We start from the raw sequence: 12,439 nt of genomic DNA, 5'->3' as shown, positions 1-12,439 counted from the left end.
CGACTGCGGGTCCAAGGCCGGGTTCCTTCAGGCCACTGTTGCCTTCGGCATGGCTCGCCCGGATCTGCGGGACGAGTTCACCGCCTATCTTCACGATACGATCGCCCAGCAGAAAGCCGCCCAGTAACGCGCGTGCCGCAGCTTTCACAGGCCCGCCCTCTGGCGGGCCTGCTGCGTTTCGGGCCTCCGGCTCAGATGAAGTCGAACATATGGGCGCGCAGATCCTCCTTCTCGAACCCTTCCAGCAGGATACGGTTCTGACCCAGCACGATCACCGTATCGAGCCCGCCATTCACCGACCGGATATCCAGATCGCGGAATTCCAGCCCCCGGCCCGACAGGTCGATCACATCGCGGCCCACGCGGAAATCGGTGATGGCGTCGCGCCCGAAATTGCCGGTGAAATCGAACCGGTCGGCCCCGGCGGCGCCGGTCAGGCGGTCGTTCTGCGCCCCGCCCTTCAGCGTGTCATTGCCCGATCCACCCGCCAGCGTATCGGCGCCATTGCCCCCCTCCAGCCGGTCGTTGCCATCGCCGCCCAGAAGCACGTCACTGCCGGCCTGCCCGTCCAGCCGGTCATTGCCGCCACCGCCCAGCAGCCGGTCATTGCCCGTGCCACCCTTCAGCACATCGGCCCCGCGCGCGCCGTCCAGCGTATCATTGCCCTTGCCGCCGTTCAGCGTGTCGTTCCCCGCCTCGCCGCGCAGGGTATCGGTGCCGCCGCCGCCCAGCAGAAGGTCATTGCCGGTGCCGCCGCGCAGCAGGTCATTGCCATTGTCGCCCGACAGCCGGTCGTCACCCGCCAGCCCGCGCAGCACATCATCCCCCGCAAGACCGCGGATCGTATCGGCCCCCGCCGTGCCCGACAGCGTATCATCCCCGGCCGAGGCATCGGGCAGGTTGCCGATGGCGATGGTGAAGCTGCGGCTGAGCGTGCCGCCCGCGCCGTCATCCACCTCGACCGTCACCCTGTGCGAGGCGGCCGTCTCGAAATCCAGCGCCCCGGCCACCACCAGCCGGTCACCGTCAATCGCAAAGCGGCCACCCGCGTCATCGGTCAGCCGGAAGGTCAGGCTGTCGCCATCCGGATCGCTGGCCGACAGCCTGCCGACCAGCGTGCCCGCAGCCGAATTTTCATCCACCGCATTGTCCGACAGCGCCAGATCCTCGGGGGCGCCGTTCACATCGAGAATGCCCATGATCTGCGGGAAAGACCCGTTGGCGCCCGGATTGACATCCTCCACCCGCTGCGTGCCGGCGGCGGTGCCGTCGGTCACCCAAAGCTCGGTGCCGCCCTCGGCATCATAGGCGCCGAAATAGACCAGATCGCCGACCGAGGTCAGCGCATAGGGATTGGAGGAACCGCTGCCCGCCACGATGTCCTTCAGCAGTTTCGTTCCCGTCGCCGTGCCGTCCGAGAGCCAGAGTTCGGTCCCGGCCGATCCGTTGGTGCCGGCAAAGAGCACCGTGCCGGTGTCGCCAAGCGCCGCGATCTGGCCGATGCCGTAACCCGCGCCACTGGAACTGCCGTTGAGGTTCAGCACCTGCTTCGTGCCCGCCGCCGTGCCATCGGTGACCCAGAGCTCGTTCCCGTCGCCATTGACATAGGCGGAGAAGAACAGCCTGTCGCCTGCCAGCGTCATCGGCTGCGGGGTGCTGCTGGTGCTGCCGGGATTGATGTCCTTCACGATCTGGGTGCCGCCCTCGGTGCCGTCGCTGCGCCACAGCTCCAGCCCCTGCCCCGGCGTCGCGGCCGCGAAATAGGCCACGCCGTCCAGCAGCGCCATATTCTGCGGCCAGGAGGAATTCGTGCCGGGGTTGATATCCTTCAGCAATTGGGTGCCATCTGCGGTGCCATCGGTGACCCAAAGCTCGGTGCCCTCGTCCGCGGTCATGGCGCTGAACAGTGCCCGCCCGTCCCCAAGGTCCAGAAACTGAAACGGATTGCTGCTGTCGGTGCCGGGATTGATGTCCTTCAGCAGCCGGGTGCCGAATTCGGTGCCGTCGCTGATCCACAGCTCATAGCCACTGGTATCGGCATAGGCCTGGAACAGCAGCTTGCCATCCAGATCCAGCATCGACACGGCATAGGAGCTGCCGGTGCCGGGATTGATGTCGCGCACCAGCAGGGTGCCGTCCGGGGTGCCGTCGGTCTTCCACAGCTCATAGCCGCTGTCCGGTTCATAGGCCGAGAAATAGAGCGTATCGCCCACGGTCAGGAAATTGGAAGGATAAGAGCCGTTGGGCCCGAACCAGATGTCCTTCAGCCGCGAGGTGCCCGCCTCCGTCCCGTCCGAGACCCAGAGTTCGGCGCCCGCCGTGCCGTCATTGGCAGAAAAGACCATCCGCCCGTCCAGCAGGGCGAAGGGGCTGTAGGACATGCTGGGGGTATTGCCGTCCCATATGTCGCGCACCAGCGAGGCAGAAGAGCCGGTGGTATCGGTGATCCAGAGTTCATGGCCAAGCGTGCCGTTGTCGGCCGCAAACAGAAGTTTGTAGGTCATTGCGGTAATCCCTGAAATAAACAAAATCTGTAACCAGAGTGCCACAGTCTGCTTTTCGGTCAAGAAAAACGCACCCCGAACCGGCCCGCTGGCGGATTTCCCCGGCAAAGCCTGCCGCTTCCCTCTTGGAGAGGCCGCGAAAATTTGCCAAAGCGCAGGTCAGCCAGTTTCAAAGGGGCTATTCATGACGACGCGCACCTCCGCCACGGCCGGTTCGGGCCAGGGCACCCTTTCCCCCGACAGCTTTTCCCGCAGCACACTGACCCACCTGCAACGCCTGGAAGCCGAAAGCATCCACATCATGCGGGAAGTGGTGGCCAATGCCGAAAACCCGGTGATGCTTTATTCCGTGGGCAAGGATTCGGCCTGCATGCTGCATCTGGCCAAGAAGGCCTTCTATCCGGCGCCGCCGCCCTTCCCGCTTCTGCATGTCGATACGACATGGAAGTTCAAGGCGATGTATGACCTGCGCGACAAGGCTGCGAAAGATGCCGGGATGGAGCTGCTGGTCCATCACAACCCGGAAGCCATGGAAAAGGGTATCAACCCCTTCGACCACGGCAGCCTGCACACCGACATGTGGAAGACCGAAGGTCTGAAACAGGCGCTGACCAAGTATAACTTCGACGTGGCCTTCGGCGGCGCGCGGCGCGACGAGGAGAAATCCCGCGCGAAGGAACGCGTCTTCTCGTTCCGCACGGCCAATCACCGTTGGGATCCGAAGAACCAGCGCCCCGAACTGTGGAAGCTTTACAATACCCGCAAGGCCAAGGGCGAAAGCATCCGGGTCTTCCCGATCTCCAACTGGACCGAGTTGGACATCTGGCAATACATCCACCTTGAAGGCATCGAGATCGTGCCGCTTTACTTCAGCGCGCCGCGCCCGACAGTGGAACGCAACGGCCTGCTGATCATGGTGGATGACGAACGATTCCCGCTTCAGCCCGGCGAAACCCCGGTCATGCGCTCGATCCGCTTCCGCACGCTGGGCTGCTATCCGCTGACCGGCGCCGTGGAATCCGAGGCGCAGACCCTGCCCGAGGTCATTCAGGAAATGCTCTTGACCACCACCTCGGAACGTCAGGGCCGCGCCATCGACCATGATCAATCGGCCTCAATGGAGAAGAAGAAGCAGGAGGGGTATTTCTAATGACCGCCGAAATGAATGCTGGCTCGCAAGACCCCGTCTACGTCACCGATGCGCTGATCGCCGAGGACATCGACGCCTATCTCCTGAAGCACCAGCACAAGACCATGCTGCGCTTCATCACCTGCGGCTCGGTCGATGACGGCAAGTCCACCCTGATCGGGCGGCTGCTTTACGACACCAAGATGATCTTCGAGGATCAGCTGGCAAGCCTTGAGCATGACAGCAAGGCCGTGGGCACCCAGGGCGGTGACATCGATTTCGCGCTTCTGGTCGATGGCCTTGCCGCGGAACGCGAACAGGGCATCACCATCGACGTGGCTTATCGCTTCTTCGCCACCGACAAGCGCAAGTTCATCGTGGCCGATACCCCCGGCCATGAACAATATACCCGCAACATGGTCACCGGCGCCTCCACCGCCGATCTGGCCGTGATCCTGATCGACGCGCGTCAGGGTGTGCTGACCCAGACCCGGCGGCACAGCTATCTGGTGCAGCTTCTGGGCATCCGCAATGTGGTGCTGGCCATCAACAAGATGGACCTCGTGGGCTACAGCCAGGAACGCTTCTACGAAATTGTGAAGGACTATTCACATTTCGCGCAGCAGATCGGGATGGAAAGCTTCCTGCCGATCCCGATTTCCGGCCTGAAGGGCGACAATATCGCGGCCCGCAGCGCCGGCATGCCGTGGTATCAGGGACCGACGCTGCTGCAACATCTGGAAGAAGCGCCGGTCAACGATGCCCGCATGCAGGATTATGCCTTCCGCATGCCGGTGCAATGGGTGAACCGCCCCAATCTCGACTTCCGCGGCTTCGCGGGCCAGATCGGCACCGGCACCGTGCGCCCCGGCGATGCGATCCGCGTGCTGCCCTCGGGCAAGACCACCACGGTGAAGCAGATCGTTGCCTATGGTGGCAATCTGGATCAGGCGGTGGCGGGCCAGTCGGTCACGCTGACCTTCGCCGACGAGATCGACTGTTCGCGCGGCGATGTCATCGTGCAGGCCGACGAACCCTGCGAGGTCGCCGACCAGTTCGAGGCGACGCTGGTGTGGATGGATGAACATGCCATGCTGCCGGGCCGTCCCTATCTGCTGAAGATCGGCACGCAGACCGTGACGGCGACAGTGACGGAACCCAAGTATGAGGTCAACGTCAACACGCTGGAACATCTGGCGTCGAAGACGCTGGGCCTGAATGCGATCGGTGTGGTGAACATCTCGACCGACCGGGCGATTCCGTTCGAATCCTATGGGGTGAACCCCGATCTGGGCGGGTTTATCCTGATCGACCGGATGACCAATGCGACCGTGGCCGCCGGGATGATCCATTTCGCGCTGCGCCGCAGCCAGAACATCCACTGGCAGGCTGTCGATGTGAACCGCGAGGCCCATGCGGCGCTGAAGAACCAGAAGGCCGCGGTGGTCTGGTTCACCGGCCTGTCGGGCTCCGGCAAATCCACCATCGCCAATCTGGTGGAAAAGAAGCTGCATGCGCTTGGCAAGCACACCTTCCTGCTGGATGGCGACAACGTGCGCCATGGCCTGAACCGTGATCTGGGCTTCACCGATGCCGACCGGGTGGAAAACATCCGCCGGGTGGGCGAGGTGGCGAAGCTGATGACCGACGCCGGCCTGATCGTGCTGACCGCCTTCATCTCGCCCTTCCGGTCGGAGCGCCGGATGGTGCGCGATCTGATGGCGCAGGGCGAGTTCCTCGAGGTCTTCGTCGATACGCCGCTGGACGTGGCCGAGGCGCGCGACGTGAAGGGTCTCTACAAGAAGGCGCGCGCGGGCCAGCTGAAGAACTTCACCGGCATCGACAGCCCCTATGAGGCACCGGAACTGGCCGATGTCACCGTGAATACGGTCGAGCTTTCGGCCGAGGAAGCCGCCGAGCGCATCGTCGAGGCAATCCTCGCCCGTTGAGGCCGCGCAAAGACCACGAAAGCCCCCCGCACCCGCCGGTGCGGGGGGCTTTCTGCTGTCAGGGCCGGGACTTTGTCGGCGCCAGATCTTTGTCGGAGCCGGTCAATCCGCCTGCGGGTCCGTTTCCGTCTGCTCCTCCGCCGCTGCCGCCGGGGCAGGCGGGGCAAAGGCCGAGAAATCCAGCAGGTCGTCGCGGATCAGGAAGGTCTGGCGCCGCAGCGCCTCGTTGCGGCCCAGCAGTTCGCGCAGGCTGTCGGCATCGCTGCGCCGGGCCTGGGTCTCGCGCCGGTGCAGGGCCGAAAACTCCAGAACCGCCAGCAGCCGCAACGCAAGGAACGAGGCCGGCACCGGCGGCAGATTGGCCGCCGCCCCTGCAGTTTCGGCGGCCAGATCCTCGGGCGGCGGGACCCATTCGGGCATGGCCGGATCGGAGCCGCGCACCAGCAGTCCCTCCTCCACCAGAATCTGCGCCGCCTCTGCCATGCGGGTCAGACCCGCCGCCTGCGCCCGCAGCATCTGCACGATCTGGCGGCGCAGATCTTCGGGACGGTCGGGGCCGGCGGGCGCACCGGGATCGGTCAGCCGCAGCAGTTCGCCCCCCGGCGCGGCACAGAACGGCAGCAGCCGGCTGACTAGCGGCCGGTAGCTGCGCAGATAGCGGCCCTCGGCATCGAAGGCCGGGCGGCGCAACCGGCCGGGCGCCAGTTCCGCCATGACCAGCGGCCCGCCCGGCTGGTCCACCACCACCAGCGGCAGATGCCGGGCGATCTGGTAAAGCTCCTGCGGCAGCACCGGGCAATGGCGCAGATGGCAGAGCCGCGCCTCCATCGCGCGATCGGGCCAGGCGGCCAGCAGCCCCTGATCCAGCGGCAGCGCCCCGGTCACGCCGGGCAGATCGTCGAACCAATGGGTCATGCGGTGGCTCCGGCCTGGGAAATGAGCCGCGCCATGGTGTAAAGCGAGATGCGCTGCGCGGCGAGAAAACGCGCCACCGTCAACCAGTGTTCGCGTGGCAAGGCCCCGAAGATCAGCCCGTCCTCGGGGGCGGGCAGCACGGTAAAGAAATCGGGCAGGGCGAATTTCGCCGACAGATCGCCGGGCAGCGTCACCGGCTCCACCAGCCCGTGCCGGAACACCGTCTCGGTCAGCAGGGCGCGCAGTTCCAGCTCGGCCCCCCAGCTTTCCAGCGCGCGGATCTTCAGCTCGGCCCCCGGCAGCAGATTGCCCCTTTCATCAAGGATATAGGAACCCGCATCGCGTTCCTGCATCGGCGCCGCCCGGTCCAGACCGATCTCGTCGCCGCGTGTCATGTCGTGGTAGCGGAAGGGAAAGGCCTGCACCAGCAGGGGCAGCGAGGTCCGGCTCTGGGTGCGGGCCTCGGGCAGCTCGGCCCCCGGCACGAGGCCGCGCAGCACCACCAGTTCGGGGTCGCCATGGCCGTCGCGCCGCCACATCACCGGCCAGCGCTCGGCCAGACGCGGGGTTTCCGACAGGCAGACCGGCACGATGCGTTCATGAAGGGCAGGCCGGTAGGCAAAAGGATCATAAATCCGCAATGCGGCGCCCGTCGCCTCCTCCCAGCGATCAAATGTGCTGTACATGCTTGTTTCCGGCTTCCAACTGTGGTCCCTGACCCCTGAATTGACCAGGGACGCTTATGATGACGGTTACCTCTGTATTCCAGAAGGCCCGCGGCAGCTATGCACGGATCTGGCTGCACAGCATCTTCATCGCCTTGCTGGCGCTGAGCCCGTTTCTCTACATGATGCAGGTGACCGAACGTGTCTATACCAGCCACAGCTGGGAGACGCTGGGCTTCATCACCGTCCTGATCGGCTTTCTCATGCTGGTCTGGGGGATGCTGGACCATTACCGCACCAATGCACTGCATGCGGTGGGCTACCGCATCGACCATGAGCTGCGGCAGGGCATCTTCGATGCGGTGCATCGCGGCGACCGGCCCGAGGCCTTCCGCGCCTATGCCGATATTGCCACGCTGCGGCAGGGCCTGACCGGATCGCTGGTCGAATCGCTGATGGATGCGAGCCTCGCGCCGCTGTTCATCGTGGTGCTGTTCATCCTGCACCCGGTCTTCGGGCTGGTGGCCATCGGCTATATCCTGCTGCTTGCGCTGCTCAGCGCGCGGGGACGGTCGATCTGGAAGACCGTGCGCGCCGAACAGCGCGTGCCGGAGGATCAGGCCTTTGCCTTCGGCATGGCGACGGCGGCCCGGCGCGAGACGATCCGCGCCATGGACATCCTGCCCGGCGTGCGGCGCGAATGGGCGGGGCTGGAGGACCGGGCCTCGGACATCGTGCTGAAGGGGCATGAGCGCGCCGGCATTCTCGACAGTGCGATCGGGGTGTTGCAGCAGGCCCAGCTTGTGATCCTCGTCGGCACCGGCGCCACGCTCTACCTGCTGGAACAGGTTTCCGCCACGGCGGGCATGGCGGCCTTCATCGTGATGATGCGCGGTGTGGGGCCGGTGGTCGCGGTGGCGCGCAACTGGTCGGTGCTGAACGAGGTGCGCATGGCGGCGGAGCGGCTGGACGCCGTTCTGTCCGAAGAACCGGAAGAGCCGCAAAGCCCGTTGCCCGACATGCAGGGCCATGTCGCCTGTGACAATCTGGGCTATGCCGGGGCCGATGGCAAACCCGTGCTGACCGGCATCCGCTTCAGCGTGCCGGCCGGGTCCATCGTCGGCGTGGTGGGGCCCAGCGGTGCGGGGAAATCCACCCTGATGCGGCTGCTGTCCGGCGGGGCGCGGCCCACGGCGGGCAGCGTCAAGATCGACGGTTTCCCGCTGGCGCTCTGGCCTGCGGCGCAACATGGCCCCGCCACCGGCTATCTGCCGCAGGCGGTGGACCTGCTGCCCGGCACGATCTGGCAGAATGTCACCCGCTTCGCGCCTTTCGACCCGGCGCTGACCCCCGCCGTGACCGAGGCGCTGCGCATGGCCGGCGCACTGGACATCGTGCAGGGCCGCGGAAGGGGGCTGGATTTCCGGCTTCTGGATGGCGGCGCGCCCTTGTCGGGCGGCCAGCGCCAGCGCATCGGGCTGGCGCGCGCCTTCTATCGCATGCCGCGCGTCGTGGTGCTGGACGAGCCGAATTCGGCGCTGGATGCCGAAGGCGAGAAGAACCTCGCCTATAGCCTGACCGAGCTGAAACGTGCCGGCTCGACCATCTTCTTCAGCACCCACAAGGCCAATCTTCTGGGGATCTGCGACTATATCCTCGTCATCATGGATGGCTACATGCATTCCTTCAGCACCCGCGACGACATGCTGGGCCGGCTGAACGCGGCGGGCAATCCGCTGCTGGCCGCCGACAAGGAGGCAGGCGCCGGCGCCGATCAGGGCGGCGATCAGGATGCGGGCCGCGTGGGAGAACAGGCATGACATTGCAGCACAGCCCGGCGCCCGTGCCAGTTTCGCCCATGCAGGTTTCACCCGCGCTGGCCACCTGCGACCGCATGCTGCGCCGCTCGCTCCGCGCGGCCAGCATCACCATCCTCGTCTCTTTCGGCATGGTCGGCGGCTGGCTGGCGGTGGCCCGGCTCGACAGTGCCGTGGTGGCCCAGGCCGTGCTGGAAAACGCCAATACCACCCGGCAGATCCAGCATCTGGAAGGCGGGATCGTGCGCGAATTCTTCGTGCGCAACGGCGACCGGGTAAAAGAGGGTGACCTGCTGCTGCGGCTCGATTCCACCCAGAGCGCCGCCTCCGCCGAACTGTTCCAGGGGCAGATCCTCGGCAATCGCGCCCGTCAGGAACGGCTGGAGGCCGAGCTCTCGATGGCCCCCGCGCTGGTGTTTTCCGATGCGGTCCGCGACCAGCTTGCCGCCAATCCCGCCGTCGCCCGCCTCGCCGAGGACGAGCAGCGCCATTTCGCGCTGCAACGCAAGGAACTGGAACAGGCGCATGACCTGCTGCAGACCAATATCGCCCAAGCCGAGGCCGAGATCCATGCCAACGAGGTGCGCCGCGGCATCGCCAGCCGCGAGATCGAGCTTGTGCGTTCGGATCTGGAGGACCAGCGCAGCCTGCGCAAGAAGGGGCTGACCAATCAGGCCCGCGTGACGGAACTGGAACAGGAAAGCCTGTCGCTGGAGGAAAAGATCGCGCAATCCGATATCGACATCGCCCGCATCCGGCAGGGCATCGCCGGGCTTCAGTTGCAGATCGCGCAGCTGGAACAGGAATACCGCCGCCGCGCCGCCGAACAGCTGGAAACCGTCACCCGCGAAACGCGGGCGCTGGAACGCGACCTGACCATCGCCAATGACTCGCTGACGCGGGTGGAAATCCGCGCGCCGGTCGATGGCACGGTGCAGGAAAGCATTCTGGGCACGGTGGGCGCGGTGATCCGCAGCGGCGAGACCATCCTGAAGATCGCCCCCTCCGAGGATGATTACATCCTCGCCGCCCGCGTCGCCCCCAATGACATCGACGGCATCCTGCCGGGGTCGGAGGCGCTGATCACCTTCCCGGCCTTCCAGTCGCTTGACCTGTCGCCGGCCGAGGGCGAGCTGATCACCCTGTCGCGCGACCGCATCGTCGATCCCTATACGCGCGACGATTATTACGAGGCGCGGGTGCGGCTGGACGAAACCACCCTGCCCGAGGCGCAGCGCGCGCGGCTGGTGGCGGGGATGTCGGCCACCGTCATCCTGCCCACGGGCGAGCGCACGGCGCTGAACTATCTGGTCGGGCCGCTGATGCGGCGGCTGCAAAGCGCCATGCGCGAGGAATGAGCGCGCCCGCCGCGCCGGAGGATCCCCCATGTATCAGACCGTCAAGCTGCAACCCGGCCTTCTGACGCTGACTTTCGTGGCCCCCGCCGAGGGCGAGGCCGATGCACTGATCCGTCCGGTGGTGCCACCGGCCTCGCGGCAGGCGATCAGCCTGATGTTCGAGGCGGGCAATGTCACCGGGGCGCTGACGGCACCGGGCGAATTCTGCGTCATCCGCTGCGGGTGGCCCGCGTCGCTGGGGATCGAGATCACCTCCCGCAAGGCCGGGGCACAGCCGCGCGGCGGGATCGAGCTGAACTATCTGTCAAGCCGCGGCCCTGATCCGGCCCCGGACGAGACGGCCGGGGCCGATTACATCCTGCATCTGTCGGACCATGGTGACCGCCCGGCACGCTTTGGTGGCTGGGCCGGGGGCGACACGCCCGAACAGGCCATCGGCGGGCTGATGATCCGGGCGCGCAGCGGGCGGCCCCGCATCCTGGCACAGGATCCCGCCACCGGGCAGATCGCCCAGCCCGGCGATTTTCTGGGCAGCCGGGGCGGTTTTCGTCCCCTGGCCGAGCTGCAACTCTGGATTGATGAGCCCGATGGCCGCAACCGGCTGGCCGTCGAGGCCGAGTTTGCCGAAGCGGGGCGGGTGAGCGCCTCGGGCACCATGGTCAGCCTGCATGGATCCGGCCCCGGCGACCGGCTTTTGCGGCTGAACATGGCGCTGGAGCAGATGCCCGCCGAGAGCGAAAAATCCGCAACCCCAAGACGCAACGACCGCATCCGCATTTTCCGCAAAAGTTGATTCTGCACAGCAGAATCAAGCGGTAGCTACACTTTGCCAGAGCGGAGAAAATTGCTGCGACCGCGCACCAGATTTCGATGATTTGTGCGGCATATTCTGAACAATATGCCCATACTGCGGGCAAATGGACTCCATCTTACCCGCAATGTTTCTTGTTTCCGTTACCATCCAATGCTATCGAATGCACATTGTTCGGAAGTATCGGTAAATTATCGATTGTATAGAGGTCCCCCAGGCCGAAAGCCGAACGTGTTGACGTGATCATTTATGGAGAGATGCCCAATGTCCTCATCCGAATACAGTTCCCTTGAAGACGTCGGGCAGGGCCTTGACGATCTCGGGCTCAACGATTCCCAGATCAATGATATCCTTGGCGAACTACCGGAAGGCGAAGACCTGACCGTTGCGATCGTCGGTCCGGGCGAAAAACCCGACCCGGATGCCGATCTGATCGTCAAGCAGAATGCCGATGGCACCATCCGCATCCAGGTTCCGGGTTCGCCCGACAAGACCGTGATCGGCACCACCGGCAGCGACAGCGTTGCAGGCGGCGCGGGCGATGATGCGCTCAAGACCGGCAGCGGCGATGACGCGGCCAAGGGCGGCGCGGGCGATGACTCGCTTTCGGGCAACAAGGGCGACGATTCCCTTGGTGGCGGCGCGGGCGATGACCTGCTGGATGGCGGTCAGGGCAACGACACGCTGAAAGGCGGCGCGGGCAATGACGAGATCCATGGCCGGTCCGGCGATGATGTCCTGTTCGGTGACAGCGGCAATGACACGCTTTACGGCGAATCCGGCAATGACACGCTTTCCGGCGGTGCAGGGGACGACAAGCTGGATGGCGGCGCGGGCAATGACTTCCTGGATGGCGGTGCAGGCAGTGACACGCTGGCCGGTGGCAGCGGCTTCGATACGCTGATCGGCGGCGCGGGCGATGACAAGATTTCCGGCGGCGGCAACGGCGACTGGCTGAAAGGCCAGGAAGGCGATGACTCGCTCTATGGCGGCTCGGGCAATGATACGCTGGAAGGCGGCAATGGCGATGACTTCCTCGGCGGCGGTGCCGGCAAGGATCTCATGCTGGGTGGCAAGGGCGACGACACGTTCAACGCCGGGGCCGGTGACACCATCGACGGCGGCGCAGGCGACGATACCGTGATGATCGACGCCAACTTCGACGATGTCAGCATCAATACCGCCGGCGGCACGACCACCATCACCTTCTCGGATGGCACGTTCGTCACTGTCTCGGGGGTCGAGCATATCGACTTCAACGACGACAACGACGTCGATCTATAATCCTGAT

At 65.3% G+C, this 12,439-nt stretch carries 9 protein-coding genes and 1 pseudogene; 7 read left to right on the top strand and 3 right to left on the bottom strand.

The features are described 5' to 3' along the window. Positions 1-127: pseudogene (locus D2N39_RS18625) on the top strand (UTP--glucose-1-phosphate uridylyltransferase); the annotation flags it as partial. A gap of 64 nt (positions 128-191) precedes the next feature. Here D2N39_RS18625 and D2N39_RS18620 read toward each other — a convergent pair. Further along, the gene (locus tag D2N39_RS18620; protein WP_119136294.1) at positions 192-2,504 is read right to left on the bottom strand and encodes an ELWxxDGT repeat protein; all 2,313 of its coding nucleotides are present in this window, start codon (positions 2,502-2,504) and stop codon (positions 192-194) included. Between the two features lie 184 nt (positions 2,505-2,688). Between D2N39_RS18620 and cysD the strand changes: the two genes are divergently transcribed. Together cysD and cysN are read left to right on the top strand one after the other, a co-directional pair. Beyond that, entirely contained in the window at positions 2,689-3,654 is a 966-nt protein-coding gene (gene cysD, locus D2N39_RS18615) for a sulfate adenylyltransferase subunit CysD (RefSeq protein ID WP_267899587.1), read from the top strand. Positions 3,655-3,665: 11 nt separating this feature from the next. After that, on the top strand, positions 3,666-5,582 hold the full coding sequence (cysN, locus tag D2N39_RS18610; RefSeq protein WP_119136300.1) for a sulfate adenylyltransferase subunit CysN: 1,917 nt from the start codon (positions 3,666-3,668) through the stop codon (positions 5,580-5,582). Between the two features lie 102 nt (positions 5,583-5,684). Here cysN and D2N39_RS18605 read toward each other — a convergent pair whose 3' ends face one another. Further along, positions 5,685-6,497, bottom strand: a complete 813-nt coding sequence (locus D2N39_RS18605) for a hypothetical protein (protein WP_119136292.1) — start codon at positions 6,495-6,497, stop codon at positions 5,685-5,687. Continuing rightward, positions 6,494-7,183 (bottom strand): SapC family protein, encoded by a 690-nt coding sequence (locus tag D2N39_RS18600; RefSeq protein WP_119136291.1) that lies wholly within the window; start codon positions 7,181-7,183, stop codon positions 6,494-6,496. Before D2N39_RS18600 ends, D2N39_RS18605 begins: the two co-directional genes overlap by 4 nt. Positions 7,184-7,242: 59 nt before the next feature. Between D2N39_RS18600 and D2N39_RS18595 the strand changes: the two genes are divergently transcribed. The 4 genes from D2N39_RS18595 to D2N39_RS18580 all read left to right on the top strand — a co-directional run bounded on the left by D2N39_RS18595 (position 7,243) and on the right by D2N39_RS18580 (position 12,432). Then, a complete protein-coding gene (locus D2N39_RS18595; RefSeq protein ID WP_158589882.1) occupies positions 7,243-8,982 on the top strand; it encodes a type I secretion system permease/ATPase in 1,740 nt (579 codons plus the stop codon). Then, positions 8,979-10,337, top strand: coding sequence for an HlyD family type I secretion periplasmic adaptor subunit (locus D2N39_RS18590; protein WP_119136286.1), 1,359 nt, complete (start codon positions 8,979-8,981; stop codon positions 10,335-10,337). Before D2N39_RS18595 ends, D2N39_RS18590 begins: the two co-directional genes overlap by 4 nt. A 28-nt stretch (positions 10,338-10,365) precedes the next feature. Then, entirely contained in the window at positions 10,366-11,130 is a 765-nt protein-coding gene (locus D2N39_RS18585) for a hypothetical protein (RefSeq protein ID WP_119136285.1), read from the top strand. A gap of 282 nt (positions 11,131-11,412) precedes the next feature. Further along, complete coding sequence (locus tag D2N39_RS18580) at positions 11,413-12,432, top strand: calcium-binding protein (protein ID WP_158589881.1); 1,020 nt, start codon at positions 11,413-11,415, stop codon at positions 12,430-12,432. The last annotated feature ends 7 nt before the right edge of the window (positions 12,433-12,439 follow it).

This window comes from Gemmobacter lutimaris, from assembly GCF_003570715.1.
Taxonomy (GTDB): Bacteria; Pseudomonadota; Alphaproteobacteria; order Rhodobacterales; family Rhodobacteraceae; genus Gemmobacter; species Gemmobacter lutimaris.
This window is presented reverse-complemented; position numbering and strand designations above follow the sequence as displayed.

Excerpts from the sequence above, each read along its gene's own strand:
- D2N39_RS18600 (WP_119136291.1), bottom strand. The coding sequence starts at position 7,183 with ATGTACAGCACATTTGATCGCTGGGAGGAGGCGACGGGCGCCGCATTG.
- D2N39_RS18620 (WP_119136294.1), bottom strand. The coding sequence starts at position 2,504 with ATGACCTACAAACTTCTGTTTGCGGCCGACAACGGCACGCTTGGCCAT.
- D2N39_RS18585 (WP_119136285.1), top strand. The coding sequence starts at position 10,366 with ATGTATCAGACCGTCAAGCTGCAACCCGGCCTTCTGACGCTGACTTTC.
- cysN (WP_119136300.1), top strand. The coding sequence starts at position 3,666 with ATGAATGCTGGCTCGCAAGACCCCGTCTACGTCACCGATGCGCTGATC.
- D2N39_RS18590 (WP_119136286.1), top strand. The coding sequence starts at position 8,979 with ATGACATTGCAGCACAGCCCGGCGCCCGTGCCAGTTTCGCCCATGCAG.
- D2N39_RS18580 (WP_158589881.1), top strand. The coding sequence starts at position 11,413 with ATGTCCTCATCCGAATACAGTTCCCTTGAAGACGTCGGGCAGGGCCTT.
- cysD (WP_267899587.1), top strand. The coding sequence starts at position 2,689 with ATGACGACGCGCACCTCCGCCACGGCCGGTTCGGGCCAGGGCACCCTT.
- D2N39_RS18595 (WP_158589882.1), top strand. The coding sequence starts at position 7,243 with ATGACGGTTACCTCTGTATTCCAGAAGGCCCGCGGCAGCTATGCACGG.
- D2N39_RS18605 (WP_119136292.1), bottom strand. The coding sequence starts at position 6,497 with ATGACCCATTGGTTCGACGATCTGCCCGGCGTGACCGGGGCGCTGCCG.